Source organism: Pseudomonas triticifolii (assembly GCF_014358015.1).
GTDB lineage: Bacteria > Pseudomonadota > Gammaproteobacteria > Pseudomonadales > Pseudomonadaceae > Aquipseudomonas > Aquipseudomonas triticifolii.
Genome location: NZ_JACONV010000018.1, coordinates 12,298 through 31,002 on the forward strand (window position 1 = coordinate 12,298; position 18,705 = coordinate 31,002).

An 18,705-nucleotide genomic window follows, 5' to 3' on the forward strand; every position below is an offset into this window, starting at 1 on the left:
GTCCAGCGAAGATGTGATGCGCCGTCGCGCCACCTTCCTGCAGCGCATCCATATCGATGGTCCGCTGCTGATCCTGCTGCTGACGTTGGCGGCGGGTAGCCTGTTTGTCCTGTATTCGGCCAGCGGCAAGAACTGGGACCTGCTGATCAAGCAGGCCAGCTCGTTCGGCATCGGTCTGGTCGCCATGGTGGTCATCGCCCAGCTCGAGCCCCGTTTCATGGCCCGCTGGGTGCCGGTTCTGTATGTGCTCGGCGTGCTGTTGCTGGTGGTCGTGGACGTGATGGGCCATAACGCCATGGGCGCGACCCGCTGGATCAACATTCCCGGGGTCATTCGCTTCCAGCCCTCGGAATTTCTCAAGATCATCATGCCGGCGACCATTGCATGGTACTTGTCCAAGCGCACCTTGCCGCCGCACCTCAAGCATGTGGCCGTGAGCCTGGCGCTGATTGGCGTGCCGTTCATTCTGATCGTGCGTCAGCCGGACCTTGGCACGTCGTTGCTGATTCTGGCTTCGGGTGCATTTGTGCTGTTCATGGCCGGCCTGCGCTGGCGCTGGATCATCAGCGTGCTGGCCGCGGCCGTACCGGCGGCCGTCGCGATGTGGTTTTTCTTCATGCACGATTATCAGAAGCAGCGCGTGCTGACGTTCCTCGATCCTGAAAGTGATCCGCTGGGCACCGGCTGGAACATCATCCAGTCCAAGGCGGCCATCGGTTCGGGCGGCGTGTTTGGCAAGGGTTGGCTGCTGGGCACGCAGTCGCATCTGGACTTCCTGCCGGAAAGCCACACCGACTTTATCATTGCGGTACTGGGTGAAGAGTTCGGGCTGGTGGGGATCTGTGCGCTGCTGATCATCTATATGTTGCTGATCGGTCGCGGGCTGGTCATTACCGCTCAGGCGCAGACGCTGTTCGGTAAATTGCTCGCAGGCGCGCTGACCATGACGTTTTTTGTTTACGTTTTCGTCAACATCGGTATGGTCAGTGGCCTGCTGCCGGTTGTAGGTGTCCCGCTGCCCTTCATTAGTTACGGCGGAACTTCGCTCGTGACCCTACTGTCAGCGTTTGGGGTTTTGATGTCGATCCACACACATCGCAAATGGATCGCTCAGGTTTGATTAAGGTGAACAACTCAATGCAAGCAATGCGTAACTGGGCTCGATATGCTCCGGTGGTCGGCCTGGTGGGCATCCTTGGATCGGTGCAGGAGGCTTTGGCCGGGGATTACGAAGGCTCGCCCCAGGTAGCCGAGTTTGTCGGCGAAATGACCCGCGACCACGGCTTTGCCGGTGAGCAGTTGATGGCGCTGTTCCGTGAGGTCGAGCGCAAGCAGCCGATTCTCGATGCGATCTCCCGTCCTGCCGAGCGTGTCAAGCAATGGAAAGATTATCGGCCGATGTTCATGACCGACGCTCGCATCGCGCGCGGCGTGGATTTCTGGCGTCAGCACGAGGCCGCGCTGGCCCGTGCCGAGCAGGAATATGGCGTTCCGGCACAGATTATTGTGTCGATCATCGGCGTTGAAACCTTTTTTGGCCGCAATACCGGCAATTACCGGGTGATCGACGCATTGTCGACGCTGGGCTTCGATTACCCGCCCCGCGCGCCATTCTTTCGCAAGGAGTTGAGGGAATTCCTGCTCCTGGCACGTGAACAGCAGGTCGACCCGCTGACACTGAAGGGCTCCTACGCCGGAGCCATGGGGTTGCCGCAGTTCATGCCGAGCAGCTTTCGTGCTTACGCCGTGGACTTTGATGGCGACGGCCATATCAACATCTGGACCGATCCTGACGATGCAATTGGCAGCGTGGCCAGCTACTTCAAGCGCCATGGCTGGGTCGCCGGGCAGCAGGTCGTCAGTCGCGCGGATGCCCGAGGCGACCGCGTCGATGAAGGTTTGAGTCCTGCCCTTGATCCGGTGATGTCGGTCGGGGAGTTGCGAGGCCTGGGCTGGGCGAGTCATGATGCGCTGCGCGACGACCTGCCGGTGACAGCGTTTCGCCTGGAAGGCGACAATGGCCCGGAATACTGGATGGGTTTGAACAATTTTTACGTAATCACCCGTTATAACCGCAGTGTGATGTACGCCATGGCCGTGTATCAGCTGTCTGAATCGTTGGTTCAAGCTCGAGGCGTCAAGTAATGCGGGCATTGCCGATTCGTACATCATTGAAGTTACTGGGCTTTACAGGGCTGGCCCTGTTGGTCGCCAGTTGCTCGTCTCCTTCACGCACCACACAGCAGTCGCCCAAAGGCGGCGCGGTGGTGCGCTCCATGCCCGGGCTGGACATCAACCGTGCCCACAAGGACGGCGCGCCGTGGTGGGACGTGGATGTTTCACGCATCCCGGATGCCACGCCGACCCTGCACACCGGTCCCTACAAGGCCAACCCTTATACCGTGCTGGGCAAAACCTACTTTCCGATGAGTGAGTCCAAGCGCTATGTCGCTTCGGGCACCGCATCCTGGTACGGCACCAAGTTTCATGGTCAGAACACCGCCAATGGCGAGGTCTACGACCTGTATGGCATGAGCGCGGCACACAAGACCCTGCCGCTACCCAGCTACGTCAAAGTGACCAACCTGGACAACAACCGCACGGTGATTCTGCGGGTCAACGACCGCGGGCCGTTCTATTCCGATCGCATCATCGACCTGTCTTACGCGGCCGCCAAAAAACTCGGTTACGCCGAAAGCGGAACTGCGCGGGTCAAGGTCGAAGGTATCGATCCACAGGAATGGTGGGCCCAGCGCGGTCGTCCAGCGCCGCTGATGCTCAATCAGCCGCAAGTGATGGCCCAGGCCACACCGCCTGCGTTGAGCACGTCCACCGGGACGGTCGAGCAATACACGCCGCCGCCTCAGCAACACGCCGCTCCCGTTGTACCGGTTCAGGTTGACGCAAAAAAAAACGCTTCAGGACAAGCCGCTGGGCTATTTCTCCAGGTGGGAGCCTTCGCGAATCCGGACGCTGCGGAGCTCCTGAGATCGAAGCTGAGCGGGATGGTTCGAGCCCCGGTTTTCGTGAGCTCGATAGCACGCAATCAGCAAACGCTTTACCGCGTGAGGATGGGACCCGTCGGCACGCCGGGTGAAGCCCAGCAGTTGCAGGACAGCGTCCGGTCGGCCAACCTCGGCCAGCCAAGCGTCGTGACATCTGACCAGTAACGGATTTTTTGACAGTCGTCCTCCGGCAACAGTGGAGGATGAACGGCAGTCGCAGGCGGCGCGTATTCGCCATCAGGCAAGCGCCGCCGGTAACTGCCCCACGAGGTCGTGTGTCGAACAGACGACTTTGTCAGCCAGGGATGTAGCCTGGCGCCACGAGCCGTACCGAGGCGTATATGCTTCGCCGGTCTGTTCAGCTTTGCCCGCAAGGGCATGTTTGCCCATTAGCATTTTCGAGAGACGGATGAACATCACCACCTTTGCAAAACGTTTGTGCCTGCTTGTACCCCTGATAATCACTCCGGCTGCCTGGGCCGCAGAGCAGATGACACCGGCTGCGCCGCAACTGGCCGCCAAGTCTTATGTTCTGATGGATGCCACCAGTGGCAATGTCCTGGTCGAGAACAATGGTGATCAGCGTCTGGCTCCCGCGAGTCTGACCAAGCTGATGACCGCCTACATCGCGACTCTGGAAATCCGTCGTGGCCAGATCGGCGAGAACGATCCGGTGACCATCAGTGAAAATGCCTGGCGCACGGGCGGTTCGCGGATGTTCATCAAGGTCGGCAGCCAGGTGACCGTCAGCGACCTGCTGCACGGCATTATCATTCAGTCGGGTAACGACGCCAGCGTCGCGATCTCCGAGCACATCGCCGGCAGTGAAGATGCGTTCGCCGACATGATGAACAAGACAGCTGGCGATCTGGGCATGACCAACAGCCACTTCATGAACCCGACCGGTCTGCCGAACCCCGAGCACTACTCGTCGGCTCATGACATGGCGAAGCTGGCCCGCGCGATCATCCACGAAGACCCGGCTCACTACGCGATCTACTCGCAGAAAGAGTTCTTCTGGAACGGCATCAAACAGCCTAACCGCAACCTGTTGCTGTGGCGCGACAAGACCGTTGACGGTCTGAAAACCGGCCACACCGAAGAAGCAGGCTACTGCATGGTGTCGTCGGCCGTACGTGACGGCATGCGTCTGATTGCCGTGGTGTTCGGCACCAACAGCGAACAGGCTCGTGCCGCCGAGACCCAGAAGTTGCTGACCTATGGTTTCCGTTTCTTCGAAACCCAGAACTTCTACCAGAAAGGCACTGAGCTGGCCCAGGCTCCGGTCTGGAAAGGCACTGTGCGTCAGGTCAAGGCCGGTCTGGCTGACGATCTGAGCATGACCATGCCAAAAGGCGACATGAAAAAACTGTCGGCCAGCATGACCATGAACCCTCAGCTGGTTGCACCTATCGCCAAGGGCGATGTGATCGGCAAGGTTGAAGTGAAGATGGAAGACAAGGTGGTTCACACCGCTAATCTGATTGCGCTGGAGCCTGTCGAGGAAGGTGGCATTTTCCGCCGCGTGTGGGATAGCATCCGCCTGTTCTTCTACGGCTTGTTCAACTGACCTTATTAGTAATCAATGCCGACCTTCTCGCGGCCTGCTCATGATCTGAGCGGGCCGCGTGTCCGTCGTCACGGCTTGTGAGACCTTTACTGCCATGACCGATACCGACGTCAAGTCGCACAAAATCGAATTTCCCTGCGCCGACTATCCGATCAAAGTGATCGGTGACACCAGCGTTGGCTTCACGGATGCTGTGATCGAGGTCTTGAGCAAGCATGCCAAGATCGACATCAAGACGCTTGCCGAGCGTCAGAGCAGCAACGGCAAATACACCACCGTACAACTGCACATCGTCGCCACCGGCGAAGACCAGTTGCGCGATATCAATAGTGCTCTGCGCGCTACGGGTGTCGTGCACATGGTGCTCTGATGGGCGAGACCCTGGGCTTTCGTGATCTGGGTCTGATCGATTACGAAACCGCCTGGCACGCCATGCAACGTTTTACCGACGGTCGCGGCAAGGATGCCGCGGACGAAGTCTGGCTGGTGCAACATCCTCCTGTATTTACCCAGGGCCAGTCTGGCAAGGCCGAACATTTGCTGTTGCCGGGCAATATTCCTGTCGTACAGGTCGATCGTGGCGGCCAAGTGACTTATCATGGCCCCGGTCAACTGGTGGTCTACCTGATGCTGGATGTCAGGCGCCGCGGTTTCGGCGTGCGCGATCTGGTGACCCGGATTGAAAACACGCTCATCGCCCTGCTGGACAGTTACGGGGTGGCGGCGGCCGCCAAGGCGGATGCCCCTGGCGTTTACGTCGACGGGGCCAAGATCGCGTCGCTGGGTCTGCGCATTCGCAATGGTTGCTCGTTTCATGGTCTGGCGCTGAACGTCGACATGGACCTTGAGCCGTTCCGCCGGATCAACCCGTGTGGCTACGCCGGGCTGGCAATGACCCAACTGTGCGATCACGCAGAGCAGATAGAATTTTCCGAGGTAAGTGCCCGACTGCGCGCGCAGCTCGTCAGACACCTCGACTACGCTGAGCAGGCGACCCTAACGGGCGGAATAAACGAATATGACTGACACCGTGCAAACCTTGATCCCGGCGCTCGACGTATCCGAGCGCGTGGCCCGTCCGAAAGTCGAAGCCGGCGTGAAGCTGCGCGGTGCGGAGAAGGTTGCGCGCATCCCGGTGAAGATCATTCCGACCGTCGATCTGCCGAAGAAGCCTGACTGGATTCGCGTCCGTATTCCGGTCTCCCCGGAAGTCGACCGCATCAAGCAATTGCTGCGCAAGCACAAGCTGCACAGCGTCTGCGAAGAAGCCTCCTGCCCGAACCTGGGCGAGTGCTTCTCCGGCGGTACCGCGACCTTCATGATCATGGGCGACATCTGTACCCGTCGCTGCCCGTTCTGCGATGTGGGTCATGGTCGTCCGAAGGCGCTGGATACCGATGAGCCGATGAATCTGGCTGTCGCGATTGCCGACCTGCGTCTGAAATACGTCGTGATCACCTCGGTTGACCGTGACGACTTGCGTGACGGTGGTGCTCAGCACTTTGCGGACTGCATCCGCGAAATCCGTCGTTTGTCGCCGGGCGTGCAGCTCGAAACGCTGGTGCCGGATTACCGTGGCCGAATGGACGTGGCGCTGGAAATCACTGCGGCCGAACCACCGGATGTGTTCAACCACAACCTGGAAACCGTGCCACGTCTGTACAAGGCGGCGCGTCCGGGTTCGGACTACCAGTGGTCGCTGACCCTGCTGCAGCGCTTCAAGCAGATGGTCCCTCACGTACCGACCAAATCCGGCCTGATGCTGGGCTTGGGTGAGACCGATGAGGAAGTGATCGAAGTCATGCAGCGCATGCGCGAGCACGACATCGACATGCTGACGTTGGGTCAGTACCTGCAGCCGTCGCGCAATCACTTGCCGGTACAGCGCTTTGTGCACCCGGACGTGTTCGCCTGGTTCGCCGAAGAAGGTTACAAGATGGGCTTCAAGAACGTCGCTTCCGGCCCGCTTGTACGTTCGTCGTACCACGCTGATGAGCAGGCCAAGATCGCCAAATCGATGCTTTGACGTCTTGCGGCAATACAAAACGGGCCAGGTAGTGATACCTGGCCCGTTTTTTTATTCCGGTATTATCGAGTGTGCCTGCAATCCTGAGCGCTTGAATGGGCCTCAGGCAGATCTATGCAAGGCAGCGTAAGCGGTGACGTGCCTAAGCGTTTTGTCGCATTCTCAAGGCTTGCGCAGGTTGTTCAGCAACTCATGTGTCGGATAACCATCGGCGGGCCAGCCGAATGACTGCTGTGCGCTGCGGATAGCCTTGCGCGTATTGGCGCCGATAATGCCGTCTGGCGCGCCTGCGTCGTACTGACGGGCCGAGAGCAGTGTTTGCAGTTCGATGCGCTCAGAACGGCTTAGCGGCAGGTCTCCGCGTGGCCAACTGCCCACGACATAACCCGCGCCCTTGAAACGGTCGGACAACAGGCTGATTGCCAGCGCATAGGACGTCGAGTTGTTGTACTTGAGGATCGCGCGGAAGTTATCCAGCACCAGAAATGCCGGGCCACGATAACCGGCAGGCAATAGCAGCGCCGCTTGCTGTTGGCTGGCGGCGACCGGGATTGCTGAACCGTCAGGCTGTTTCAAACCTAATTGCTGCCACTCGGCCAGGCTCTTGCGTGTGGTCGAGTCAGCCAGCGCGTAGTCGAAGCCCGAACTCAGGACCACTTCAAAGCCCCACGGCTGACCCCGCTGCCACCCCGAGCTTTGCAGATAGTGGGCTGTAGACGCCAGGGCGTCGGCAGGGGTATTCCAGATGTCGCGGCGGCCATCGCCATCGAAATCGACGGCATGGGTGTTGTAGGTGGTCGGAATGAATTGCGTCTGACCCATGGCACCCGCCCAGGAGCCCAGCATCTTGTCTGGCGTGATATCACCGTGCTGCAGGATTTCCAGCGCTGCGAGCAACTGGCTTTGCGCAAAGCCAGGGCGACGACCTTCGTAGGCCAGCGTCGCCAGCGAGCGGATGACCGACTGTGAACCCTGGAACTGGCCGAAGTTACTTTCCATGCCCCACACCGCGACCAGCGCCTGACGATCGACGCCGTATTGCTGTTCGATCTTTTGCAGGTCATCCGCGTATTGCGAAAGCAGGGCCTGGCCCTTGCGCACGCGGGCGGCAGAAATTGCGCCATCCAGGTATTCCCACACCGGGCGGCTGAACTCAGGCTGGCTGCGGTCGGCCTTGACCACGCTCATGTCTGGGGTCACGCCGGCAAACGCCTGGTCGAAAACATCAGCGCGAATCCCTGCCTTGAGGGCCTGGGCGCGAAAGCCGGCTTGCCATTCAGCGAAGCTCACGGCGGGCTGAATGGTCAACGAATCATCCACAACCAGTGCGGGCGTTGGCGCTACGGCCGGAGGGGCGGTCTGGGCTTTGCTGGCTTGCAGAGGAGTTGCATCGGCTGCAGTAGGTTTTTCTGCGCAAGCTACCAAGGCAATAAGGCTGGAGGCGGCGATGAGTTGGCGCAACTGCGGGCGATAGGTAAAACAAGAAGGCATGCTTGAGTCCAATGGTATTACCGTTAGATGCAGACCATAACACGGCCAAGGCGTTGAAAGCGCCCCGCACATGCTGCCCGGTTCAGGCGGCCATAATGCAAGAAGCCTCCCAGCTTTTAGACTGGAAGGCTTCGCGGCGGTAGCTGCCTTTGCCTTTGGAGGGACGTTCCTGTCGGCTGCGGAACAAAGGCTGGGCGATGATGGATTTGGCCTTGTTCGGCCGTTTTGGCTTGCTCATGGCGGGGTGCTCCTTGGCGGGGTATCGGTTGCGCTGTGAATGATCGGGCAGCGCGGGGCAGCTGTCCAATAGTCGTGCGCTATAGCGGTTGATATGAGCTGAGTCTTCAGATGCCATGTCGCCTGATGGGGTGTGTTAAAAAACAAACTGACCAAAGAGGGCCATCATCAGGACCACCAGGACCGCGAGCCCGGTTCCGACAGCCCATTGTGCTGGCGCCGTTTCCGAGAACCACGAACCGGGCAAGGGATATTTGCCTCGCGTCACGAGTTTCACGATTGGCCAGCCGATGGGATAGCAGATCGCTGTCAAGACTACTTCCAGCAGTGCTTCCAAATCAGGCTTACTCCGCTGGTAAAGGCAGCCGTTGTCCGGCCATCAACAGCGCCAGCCGACTCAGGCTGCTCCACGGCGAACCCGCAGCCTGACCTTTGATCTGCGCATCGATGCGTTGCGCATCCATGAGCAACTGGCTCCAGCGTTTGGCCGAGAGGCGTTGCAGGGCCTTGCTCATCAACGGTTTGCGTTTGTCCCACACGGGTGGGCGCGCCGAGCTGAAGATTTTGTCCAGTGGCACGCCCTGGCTGAATTGCAGCGACATGTTGGCCAGCGCGCGCAGTTCACGGGTCAGCGCCCAGAGAATGACAGGGGTTTCGACCCCTTCGCCGCGAAGTCCCTCCAACATGCGCAGGGCGTGTGCCGCTTCGCCGTTGAGCACGGCGTCGGTCAGGCCGAATACATCGAAACGTGCGCTATCGGCCACGGCAGCCTGCACGGTTTCGACCGTGATCTGTCCGTCTTCGGCCATCAGCTTGAGTTTTTCGATTTCCTGCGCGGCGGCCAGCAGGTTGCCCTCGACGCGAGCGGCGATCAGTTCGACTGCATCCTGGGTCGCGGCCAGACCTGCCTGCGAAAGACGCTGACGAATCCATTGCGGCAACTGACCGATGTCCACCGGCCAAATCTGCACAAATTGAGTGTGCGCGCCTTCGACCAGCGCCTTGCCCCACTTGGTTTTCTGCGCGCTGCCGTCAAGCTTGGGCAGGCTGATCAGCAGCAGCGTGTCCTCGGCGGGGCGGGCGCAATATTCCATCAACGCAGCAGCGCCCTTGTCGCCAGGTTTGCCGGAGGGTAGACGCAGTTCCAGAAGGCGACGCTCGGCGAACAGCGACATGCTGGCACCGGCCTGCAGGAGCGTGCCCCAGTCAAAGCTGGCATCGGCACTGAACACCTGACGTTCGTCGAAACCTTGCTGGCGAGCAGCGGCACGAATGGCGTCGGCGGCCTCCTGGCAAAGCAGGGGGTCGTCGCCGCTGATCACATACACAGGCGCGAGCGCACCTTGCAGGTGTTTACCGAGTTGGGCGGGGGCGAGTTTCATCGTTCAGAGAATGCCGGGGCCAGGCGGGCTGGCCCCGAACACTTAGCGGCTCGGAATTTCGACAGGCGACTGCTGAGGCGTTTCGTCACGGATGCGTTGAGCTGCTTCCAGTGCATCGGCTTCAGCCTTGGCTTGTGCGTCAGCCTTGGCCTGCAGTTCATCCAGACGGCCTGGCGTCAGCTGTTGCAGGCGCGAGAGCATTTTCTGGATCAGCTCGTTGCGCATTTCCTGACGAACCTGAGCCGCTTCCTGATCGGAGCCTGTCAGGTTGTTGCCATCGTGTACGTAGGAGCGATCAACGCTGACCTTGTCGCCCAGCAGGAAACGGTCTTTCTCACCGCGCATTTCATAATTGAGCGTGGTGGTGAGCTGGTACTCGGCAGAGCGGCCTGAGCCCGAGAAGCTCGCGGTACGCTGGGTTTCTGCTTCATTGACCAGGACCAGCTTGTAAGGCGCACCAGTGTAGACCTTAACGCCCGAGCTTTTCAGCAGGCGGTCGAGCTGGGTGACGGTTTCGCCATAGGCATTGCGAGCGCTGACATCCAGTTCCGTGATGGCCAGTTCGGTGGTGCCGGTGCCACGCAGCTGGAAGCCACAGGCACTCAAGAGAACGGCCAGGCCCATCACCAGCAAATTGCGTTTGATCATCTTGTTGCTCCCCTTGAATCCGTGTGGGCCGACTTCGCGGCCCTTGGCAATATGTTCAGCGCCCGTCACAGGACGGGCGCCTGATCCAGTCAGCTTGCGACGATGTTGACCAGCTTGCCTGGTACGACGATCACTTTGCGGATCGTCAGGCCATCGGTGAAGCGCAGTACGTTTTCGTTGACCCGCGCCGCCGCTTCGACGTCTTCGCGGCTGGCGCTGGCTGGCATTTCGATATGCCCGCGCAGCTTGCCGTTGACCTGAATTACCAGCTGCAGGCTGTCCTGCACCAGTGCGCTTTCATCCAGCACTGGCCAACCCGCGTCGATCACCGCAACGTCGTGGCCCAGTTGCTTCCACAGCTCATGGCTGATGTGCGGCGTGATCGGTGCGAGCAGCAGGGCGACGGTTTCCAGTCCTTCCTGAAGCAGTGCACGATCCTGAGCTGTCGCTTGCGCTGCTTTTTCCAGGACGTTCATCAGCGTCATCACTTGCGCGATGGCCGTGTTGAATTTCTGGTTCTGGCCAATATCCTGGCTCGCCTGCTTGATCGCCTGATGGATCGAACGGCGGATGGCTTTCTGTTCATCGCTGAGTGCCGCCAGATCCGGCTTGCCTGCAACGCCCTGGCCAACATGGGCCTGCGCCAGACGCCAGACGCGACGCAGGAAACGGTGCGAGCCCTCGACGCCGGAGTCTGACCATTCCAGGCTCGTGTCTGGCGGAGACGCGAACATCATGAACAGGCGGCAAGTGTCTGCGCCGTACTGGTCGATCATGGTCTGTGGGTCGATGCCGTTTTTCTTCGACTTCGACATTTTCTCGGTGCCGCCGATTTCAACCGGCAGACCGTCGCTGGTCAGCCTGGCGCTGATGACCTTGGCCTTTGCGTCACGCTCAAGCGTGACGTCAGCAGGGTTGATCCAGGTCTTCTTGCCGCTGGCTTCCATACGGAAATAGGTTTCAGCGTTGACCATGCCTTGGGTCAGCAGGTTCTTGAACGGCTCGTTGGACGTGACCAGACCTTCATCGCGCATCAGCTTGTGGAAGAAGCGTGCGTACAGCAGGTGCAGGATCGCGTGCTCGATACCGCCGATGTACTGGTCCACCGGCAGCCAGTGGTTGGCCGCGTTCGGCTCGACCAGGCCACCCTCGTAATGCGGGGAAGCATAGCGGGCGTAGTACCAGGACGATTCGACGAAAGTGTCCATCGTGTCGGTTTCACGCTTGGCCGGTGCACCGCATTTCGGGCAGTTGCACTCGTAGAACTCGGGCATGCGCGCCAGCGGCGAGCCAGCGCCGTCAGGCACGACGTCTTCCGGCAACACGACAGGCAGTTGATCTTCAGGCACCGGAACGTCACCGCAGGTGTCGCAATGCACGATCGGAATCGGGCAGCCCCAATAGCGTTGACGGCTGATGCCCCAGTCGCGCAGGCGGAACTGGGTACGGGACTGCCCCAGGCTTTTCTTGACCAGTGCGGCTTCCATGGCGTCGAAAGCGGCGGTGAAGTCCAGGCCGTCGAACTCGCCCGAATTGATCAGCGTGCCGTGCTCGCCATAGGCTTCCTGCCAGGGTGCAGGGGTTTCGTCACCGGCGCTGGTGCGCACCACGGCCTTGATCGGCAGGTGGTACTTGGTGGCGAATTCGAAATCGCGTTCGTCGTGCGCCGGTACGGCCATGACCGCGCCGTCACCGTAGTGCATCAATACGTAGTTGGCGACCCAGACCGGCAGCTTCTCGCCCGTCAGCGGGTGCTCGACGAACAGTGACGTCGGCAGGCCTTTCTTTTCCTGGGTCGCAACGTCGGCTTCAGCAACGCTGCCGCCTTTGCATTCATCGATGAATGCTTGCAACTGGGCATCGTCCTTCGCCGCCAGGGTCGCCAGCGGATGCTCGGCAGCCACAGCCACATAGGTCGCGCCCATCAGCGTGTCGGGGCGGGTGGTGAAGACTTTCAGCGCGCCGGCTTCGCCGATGCTGGTCTGGTCGTACGGGAACTGCACTTCCATGCCACGGGATTTGCCGATCCAGTTGCGCTGCATGGTCTTGACCTGTTCAGGCCAGCCTGGGAGCTCGTCAAGGCTCTCCAGCAGCTCGTCCGCATAGGCAGTGATCTTGAAGTAGTACATCGGGATTTCGCGCTTCTCGATCAGCGCGCCCGAACGCCAGCCACGGCCGTCGATGACCTGCTCGTTGGCCAGGACGGTCTGGTCGACCGGGTCCCAGTTCACGGTGCCGTTCTTGCGGTAGATCACGCCTTTTTCGAACAGGCGAGTGAACAGCCATTGTTCCCAGCGATAGTAGTCAGGCTTGCAGGTGGTGATTTCACGCGACCAGTCGATGGCCAGACCCAGGCTCTTGAGCTGGGTCTTCATGTAGTCGATGTTTTCGTAGGTCCACTTGGCCGGCGCGACATTGTTGTCGATGGCGGCGTTTTCAGCGGGCATGCCGAAAGCGTCCCAGCCCAGTGGCTGCAGGACATTCTTGCCCAGCATGCGCTGGTAACGGGAGATCACGTCACCGATGGTGTAGTTGCGCACATGGCCCATGTGCAGCTTGCCGCTGGGGTAAGGGAACATCGACAGGCAGTAGTAGGTTTCCTTGCCTGGCTGTTCACTGACTTCAAAAGACTTTTGCTCTTCCCAGAAGGTCTGGGCGGCGGCTTCGATTTCGCGGGGCTGATAGAGTTCGTGCATGGCTACTTTTGACTAAAGATTAGTGACCCTTGACCTCTTCATTGCTTCGCCGAGTCAGGTCTGCATCGCTTGCCGGACAATTGCAACTGTCTGTGCGGTGCGTACGGGCTCAAGAGCGCGGAAGTGGAATGACAGGAAGCGTCGTAGCATACATGAGCGCCGTCTATCGAGGGAAACCCTGATTGCTTTGTACGCCTCTCAAAGCCCGCACGAGGGCGCTCTCTGGCCGTTGGTCGCCGTTTTCTGCTGGTTCCGGCAGCAGCGCTAAGCTGAGGGTCGAGGGTATGTTCTATCTTCGATGAGGTGAACGGATGACAGAGTTGCAGCACACAGTAAGCACTTCTGAGCTGTATGAACGTTTGATTGATCGTCTTGGGCTTGCACTTGAAACGGCAAGTACTGCGGTTCGGCTCCGAAACGAGTCGCCTGCCGTACTTGAGCTCAAAGGGTTGAGCAGTGCGGAGTTCGAATTGATCGAGGCCTACCTTGAGAAAGGTGTGATGGCGGCAAGCGGGGCTGTTAAGGGCAAGTCAAAGGGCAGTTTCACCGCACTACCGGAGCAGACCAGTCCGGCCAGGGCGCCTAAACAATCAGCCACTATCATCTGGCTGAAAGACAGACGGCGCGCCCGGTCCTCGATCAGGTCAGGCCGCAATAACTGATACGACCTTCAGGCGTTATCCCGGCAGGCTTCGGGCCTGCTTCATAAGCATTGTTGCTTAGCTTCAAACATTCTAGGCTTCGGGCATCTCTGGAGATGTCCGATGCCTTTGCGTTACCTGCTCAAAACCCTTCTGCTACCGCCCGGTATTCTTTTTCTGTTGCTGATTGCGGCCTGGTGGCTGCGCCGTTCGCGCCCGCGTCTGGCCGCTCTTTGTTTCCTGACGGGCCTGGGCGGGCTGTGGCTGATGAGCCTGCCGGTGGCGGTGGAGTGGGCGGCGGGCAAAATGGAGCAGGTCGCGCCTTTGCCACAGTCTCAATGGGCGGACCTTGCGCAGCAGGCCGATGCGATTGTGGTGTTGGGCAGCGGGCGCGAGCGCAACTCGCCGACCTGGGGTGGCGACGTGCCGACAGGCATCGGTCTGGAGCGACTTCGGCTGACGGCGCGCCTGTCCAGGGCATCCGGGCTGCCTGTGCTGACCACAGGCGGTCTGCACTATGACGAGCCGCCCAGCGAAGCCGCCATCATGGCCCAATCGCTGCAGGATGATTTTGGCGTTGCGGTGCGTTGGCAGGAAGGCCTGAGCCGAACCACCTGGGAAAACGCCACGCTGAGCGCAGGTCTTCTGCAGCCGCAGGGCATCAGGCGCATCGTGCTCGTGACGCAGGCCTGGCACATGCCGAGGGCGCGCTGGAGCTTCGAAAAGGCAGGTTTTACGGTGGTGCCAGCACCCGTAGGATTTCTGGGTGTGGATAACGCCCGGCCGTTTAGTGGCTGGCTGCCGGAAAGTCGCGTCTTCACGCAGAGCGGTGTGTTGCTCAACGAAGCGATCGGCTCGCTGGTTTATCCGTGGATCTATCCTTAGGCTCTGAACCTAAAGTCGGCGAGCGCAGCCCGTTTGCGTAAAGAGCCTGGGCAACGACCTTGAGTGGCCGTCGCCTGAGGGGCTGATCAGACAGTCTTGGCAATACGCGCCGCCAGCAACGCCCAGCCGAACAGAAGCAGGCAGACAATCGCCAGGGGCCAGGAACGCCAGTGCAGATAAGGCGTGAGTCCCTGCATCGGCACCACATCGCCGTACAGCACACCACGCTCGAACTGCGGGATTTGCACTGTGATCCTGCCGAACGGGTCGATGAGTCCGGTAACACCATTGTTAGTGGCGCGGATCATCCAGCGTCCGGCTTCCAGAGCGCGCATCTGGGCCATTTGCAAATGCTGCAACGGGCCGATCGAGGTGCCGAACCAGGTGTCATTGCTGACCGTGAGCAGCAGGTCGCTCTTGGCTGACAGGCCAGCGGCGAACTCGGGATAGACCACTTCGTAGCAGATGAACGGCGCGATGTGATAACCCTTGGCTTGCAGCAGTGCCTGATCATCCGGACCACGGGCGAAGTCGGACATCGGCAGATCGAAGAACGCGATCAACCCACGCAACACGTCCTGCAGCGGCACGTATTCGCCGAACGGAACGAGCTTCTGCTTGTAATAAGTGCCATCACCCTGGCCGGTCACGGTAATGCCGTTGTAGTAACGGTATTCGCCGCGTCCGGTCAATTCACGCACCGGTACGCCAGTGATCAGTGCTGCGTTGCGGTCGGCCGCGAACTTGCCCATCATCGACAGGTAGCCTTCTGCGCTTTCCTTGAGGACCGGCACTGCGGTTTCCGGCCAGACGATCAGGTCGGCCTGCTGCGATCTGAAGGTCATGTCGCGATACAGCGCCAACTGGTCGTTCAGCTTCTGCGGGTCCCACTTCATGCTCTGTTCGATGTTGCCCTGCATGGCGACCACTTTCAGTGGTTTGCCGGACGGCGCTGTCCAGGCGTAACCCTTCAGTGCCAGCCCGGCGATCCAGGGTGCAAGCAACAGCAGCACCCCGGCTGCGAGAAATGACTTGCGCGCCCGCAAGCGGTGCAGGTTGCACAACAATGCAGCGGTCAGTCCCAGCGCAAAGGAGATCAGCCAGACGCCGCCGACCGGCGCCAGGCCCGCCAGTGGTCCGTCGAGCTGACTGTATCCGGAGTACAGCCACGGGAAACCCGTGAGAAACCAGCCGCGAAACGCTTCCTGGCCCAGCCACAGTGCCGCAAAAGCGAGGGCGTCAGCCAGCGGCGCTTCATTGCGCCTCAGCCAGCGCGCCCACACCCAGGCGGGGAGGGCGAAGAACAGCGCGATGGCGGCGATGAATGCCAACATCAACAGTCCCGCCAGCAGCACCGAAGCGCCGCCGTAGGTGTGGATGCTCACATAGATCCAGCTGGTGCCTGCGCCGAACAGGCCGAAGCCATAGCACCAGCCGCGCCCGAAGGCCTGGCGCGGGCTCAGCTCGCGCAGCCCGAGATAGAAGACCGCGACCGCGATCAGAATCAGCGGCCAGATATCGAACGGCGCCAATGCCAGGGTCGTGATCCCGCCGGCGACGACGGCCAGCAGGTTGCCGGGCCAGCCGGGACGCGTTATCCAGCGCATGTAGATTCCTTAAAGCGGCAGCAGAGTGGTTACGGGCGTGAGATCGGGCTCAGGCGCAGCAAGTGGATGCGGCGGCTGTCTGCGCTCAGGATGCGGAAACGATAGGCACCGATTTCGGTGATTTCGTTGCGCTTGGGCAGATGGCCGAAAGCATTCATCACAAGGCCGCCGACGGTGTCGAACTCATCGTCGGAGAACGCGCTGTCGAAGAATTCGTTGAAGCTTTCGACCGGCGTCAGGGCCTTTACCAGAAAGTCGCCGCTGGGCAGCGGCTTGATGAAGCTGTCTTCCTCGACGTCATGCTCGTCCTCGATGTCGCCGACGATCTGTTCCAGCACGTCTTCAATCGTCACCAGACCCGCCACGCCGCCGTATTCGTCAATGACGATGGCCATGTGGTTGTGGTTGGCGCGGAACTCGCGCAGCAGCACGTTCAGGCGCTTGGACTCGGGCACGAAGGTCGCCGGGCGCAGCAGCTTCTTCACGTCGTCGCTGTCGCCGTCAGGCTTGAGGATCAGCGGCAGCAGATCCTTGGCCAGCAGCACGCCGAGCACGTCGTCGTGGCTCTCGCCGATCACCGGATAGCGCGAGTGCGCAGCGTCGATGACAGCGGGGAGGAATTCGCGGGGTGTCTGGGTCGCCTTGATGCTGATCATCTGCGAGCGCGGCACCATGATGTCGCGTACTTGCAGGTCGGCAACCTGTATGGCGCCTTCGACGATGGCCAGCGCTTCGCTGTCCAGCAGTTTGTTCTGGTGGGCTTCGCGCAGCAGCTCAAGCAGCTCCTGGCGGTTTTTCGGCTCATGGACAAAAGCCTGGGTCAGTTTACCCAGCCATGACTTTTGTCCGTTGCTCGATCGGTCTTCGCTCATAGCCCTTACTCGTGGTCCTTGCTTGGTGTATCTGAATGTTGAGGTTCGGTGTCGTCGTCGGCATAAGGGTCGGGGTAGCCCAACTCTTCAAGCAACGTTCGTTCCAGCGCTTCCATCTCTTCGGCTTCTTCATCGTCGATGTGGTCAAAGCCGAGCAGATGAAGGCACCCATGTATCACCATGTGCGCCCAATGGGCGTCAACGGCCTTGCCTTGTTCAGCCGCTTCGCGGTTCACCACCGGTACGCAGATGACCAGGTCGCCCAGCAGCGGGATGTCCAGCATGTCGTCTGGCACATCCGCTGGAAAGGACAACACGTTGGTGGCGTAGTCCTTGTGCCGCCAGGTGTGATTGAGTTCACGTCCTTCGACTTCGTCGACCAGTCTGATGGTCAATTCGGAGTCGGCACTGCGCGCGCGCAGGCCCATTTCACACCAGAGGCGGAATTGGGCTTCGGTTGGCGCAGGGGTCTGACTGGCAACTTGCAGGTCCAGCTCAAGCATCGCGGTTCTTGTCCCGTGAGTAACTGTTGCTGTTCGACGAGCCATCGCTCAAACGATCATCGAAACGCTCATAGGCTTCCACAATGCGCTGCACCAATGGGTGACGAACCACGTCCTTGGGCTTGAAGTGCGTGAAACTGATGCCTGGCACGTCCTTGAGCACGTCGATGACATGCGTCAGGCCGGACTTGGTGCCCTTGGGCAGGTCGACCTGAGTGATGTCGCCGGTGATCACGGCGGTGGAGCCAAAGCCAATACGGGTCAGGAACATCTTCATCTGCTCGACGGTGGTGTTCTGACTTTCGTCGAGAATGATGAAGCTGTTATTAAGGGTGCGTCCGCGCATGTACGCCAGCGGTGCCACCTCGATGACCTGCTTCTCGATCAGCTTGGCCACGACCTCGAAGCCGAGCATCTCGTAGAGCGCGTCGTAGAGCGGTCGCAGGTACGGGTCGATCTTCTGCGCCAGGTCGCCGGGCAGGAAGCCCAGTTTTTCACCCGCTTCGACTGCCGGGCGCACCAGCAGGATGCGACGGATCTGCTCGCGTTCCAGGGCATCCACCGCACAGGCAACCGCCAGGTACGTCTTGCCGGTACCCGCAGGGCCAATGCCGAAGTTGATGTCGTTGCCGAGGATCTCTTTGACGTAACGCTGCTGATTGATGCCGCGCGGGCGAATCATGCCCTTCTTGGTGCGCAGCGCAACGCCGACTTCGGCGGCAGGGTGGTTGTCCAGCCCGTCGACGCCTGATTCCTGCAGGAACAGGTGAACCATGTCCGGCGTCAGGTCGGTACCCTTGGTTTCCCGGTACAGACGGCGCAACAGATGTTCGGCCGAGGTGGTTTGTTTAGTGTCGCCAATAAGCTCGAATTGATTGCCGCGATTGCGGATCTCGATCTCCAGGCGTTGTTCGATCAAGCGCAGATGCTCGTCGAGTTGCCCGCACAGGTTGGCGAAACGATGGGCCTCGAAGGGTTCGAGGGTAAAACGATGAGGTTCTATGGGTGCGTTCAAGGTCTTTTAATGGCCGTCCGGCGGCAATTGAGATGTATTGAAGAATACCCCTAGCGGTGGTCAGGCGAAAGCCTTGCCTTCTGCTTAGAGGATTCACCGTGCTCAATGGTAGGGACCGCACGGAAAC

At 60.2% G+C, this 18,705-nt stretch carries 19 protein-coding genes; 9 read left to right on the top strand and 10 right to left on the bottom strand.

All coding sequences use genetic code 11. The features are described from left to right. The first annotated feature begins 16 nt into the window (after window positions 1-16). The 7 genes from rodA to lipA all read left to right on the top strand — a co-directional run bounded on the left by rodA (window position 17) and on the right by lipA (window position 6,601). On the top strand, window positions 17-1,120 hold the full coding sequence (rodA, locus tag H8S56_RS19190; protein ID WP_005753105.1) for a rod shape-determining protein RodA: 1,104 nt from the start codon (window positions 17-19) through the stop codon (window positions 1,118-1,120). A gap of 17 nt (window positions 1,121-1,137) precedes the next feature. After that, complete coding sequence (gene mltB / locus H8S56_RS19195; RefSeq protein WP_024688028.1) at window positions 1,138-2,145, top strand: lytic murein transglycosylase B; 1,008 nt, start codon at window positions 1,138-1,140, stop codon at window positions 2,143-2,145. Then, entirely contained in the window at window positions 2,145-3,170 is a 1,026-nt protein-coding gene (locus H8S56_RS19200) for a septal ring lytic transglycosylase RlpA family protein (RefSeq protein ID WP_024688027.1), read from the top strand. The genes mltB and H8S56_RS19200 overlap by 1 nt, the downstream gene beginning before the upstream one ends. Before the next feature lie 244 nt (window positions 3,171-3,414). Then, window positions 3,415-4,575: a D-alanyl-D-alanine carboxypeptidase family protein gene (locus tag H8S56_RS19205; protein WP_073168660.1), complete on the top strand. Its 1,161-nt coding sequence runs from the start codon at window positions 3,415-3,417 to the stop codon at window positions 4,573-4,575. 94 nt (window positions 4,576-4,669) lie between these two features. Beyond that, a complete protein-coding gene (locus tag H8S56_RS19210) occupies window positions 4,670-4,945 on the top strand; it encodes a DUF493 domain-containing protein (protein WP_024688025.1) in 276 nt (91 codons plus the stop codon). Then, entirely contained in the window at window positions 4,945-5,601 is a 657-nt protein-coding gene (gene lipB, locus H8S56_RS19215) for a lipoyl(octanoyl) transferase LipB (RefSeq protein ID WP_024688024.1), read from the top strand. The genes H8S56_RS19210 and lipB overlap by 1 nt, the downstream gene beginning before the upstream one ends. After that, complete coding sequence (gene lipA / locus H8S56_RS19220; protein ID WP_024688023.1) at window positions 5,594-6,601, top strand: lipoyl synthase; 1,008 nt, start codon at window positions 5,594-5,596, stop codon at window positions 6,599-6,601. Before lipB ends, lipA begins: the two co-directional genes overlap by 8 nt. Window positions 6,602-6,763: 162 nt before the next feature. On the opposite strand, the gene H8S56_RS19225 is transcribed toward lipA, so the two are convergent. The 6 genes from H8S56_RS19225 to leuS all read right to left on the bottom strand — a co-directional run bounded on the left by H8S56_RS19225 (window position 6,764) and on the right by leuS (window position 13,055). Beyond that, entirely contained in the window at window positions 6,764-8,092 is a 1,329-nt protein-coding gene (locus H8S56_RS19225) for a lytic murein transglycosylase (RefSeq protein ID WP_024688022.1), read from the bottom strand. Between the two features lie 82 nt (window positions 8,093-8,174). Beyond that, window positions 8,175-8,330 (bottom strand): alternative ribosome rescue factor ArfA, encoded by a 156-nt coding sequence (gene arfA, locus H8S56_RS19230; RefSeq protein ID WP_024688021.1) that lies wholly within the window; start codon window positions 8,328-8,330, stop codon window positions 8,175-8,177. Window positions 8,331-8,465: 135 nt separating this feature from the next. Then, complete coding sequence (locus H8S56_RS19235; RefSeq protein ID WP_024688020.1) at window positions 8,466-8,666, bottom strand: hypothetical protein; 201 nt, start codon at window positions 8,664-8,666, stop codon at window positions 8,466-8,468. 7 nt (window positions 8,667-8,673) lie between these two features. Next, a complete protein-coding gene (holA, locus tag H8S56_RS19240) occupies window positions 8,674-9,711 on the bottom strand; it encodes a DNA polymerase III subunit delta (protein ID WP_024688019.1) in 1,038 nt (345 codons plus the stop codon). 42 nt (window positions 9,712-9,753) lie between these two features. Then, a complete protein-coding gene (locus tag H8S56_RS19245) occupies window positions 9,754-10,359 on the bottom strand; it encodes an LPS-assembly lipoprotein LptE (RefSeq protein WP_024688018.1) in 606 nt (201 codons plus the stop codon). Between the two features lie 89 nt (window positions 10,360-10,448). Continuing rightward, window positions 10,449-13,055, bottom strand: coding sequence for a leucine--tRNA ligase (gene leuS, locus H8S56_RS19250; protein WP_187519513.1), 2,607 nt, complete (start codon window positions 13,053-13,055; stop codon window positions 10,449-10,451). A 311-nt stretch (window positions 13,056-13,366) separates the two neighbouring features. On the opposite strand from leuS, the gene H8S56_RS19255 reads away from it, so the two are divergent. Both H8S56_RS19255 and H8S56_RS19260 read left to right on the top strand, forming a co-directional pair. Next, the gene (locus H8S56_RS19255; protein WP_187519514.1) at window positions 13,367-13,717 is read left to right on the top strand and encodes a hypothetical protein; all 351 of its coding nucleotides are present in this window, start codon (window positions 13,367-13,369) and stop codon (window positions 13,715-13,717) included. Between the two features lie 102 nt (window positions 13,718-13,819). Continuing rightward, the gene (locus H8S56_RS19260) at window positions 13,820-14,581 is read left to right on the top strand and encodes a YdcF family protein (RefSeq protein ID WP_187519515.1); all 762 of its coding nucleotides are present in this window, start codon (window positions 13,820-13,822) and stop codon (window positions 14,579-14,581) included. An 86-nt stretch (window positions 14,582-14,667) separates the two neighbouring features. On the opposite strand, the gene lnt is transcribed toward H8S56_RS19260, so the two are convergent. From lnt to H8S56_RS19280, 4 genes are read right to left on the bottom strand one after another with little or no spacing between them, the layout of a single operon-like run. Beyond that, window positions 14,668-16,188, bottom strand: coding sequence for an apolipoprotein N-acyltransferase (gene lnt, locus H8S56_RS19265; protein ID WP_187519516.1), 1,521 nt, complete (start codon window positions 16,186-16,188; stop codon window positions 14,668-14,670). Window positions 16,189-16,217: 29 nt separating this feature from the next. Further along, on the bottom strand, window positions 16,218-17,060 hold the full coding sequence (locus H8S56_RS19270) for an HlyC/CorC family transporter (RefSeq protein ID WP_024688013.1): 843 nt from the start codon (window positions 17,058-17,060) through the stop codon (window positions 16,218-16,220). A 5-nt stretch (window positions 17,061-17,065) separates the two neighbouring features. Next, window positions 17,066-17,563, bottom strand: coding sequence for an rRNA maturation RNase YbeY (gene ybeY / locus H8S56_RS19275; protein ID WP_024695648.1), 498 nt, complete (start codon window positions 17,561-17,563; stop codon window positions 17,066-17,068). Beyond that, window positions 17,556-18,578, bottom strand: a complete 1,023-nt coding sequence (locus H8S56_RS19280) for a PhoH family protein (RefSeq protein WP_024688011.1) — start codon at window positions 18,576-18,578, stop codon at window positions 17,556-17,558. The genes ybeY and H8S56_RS19280 overlap by 8 nt, the downstream gene beginning before the upstream one ends. Window positions 18,579-18,705 lie beyond the last annotated feature (127 nt).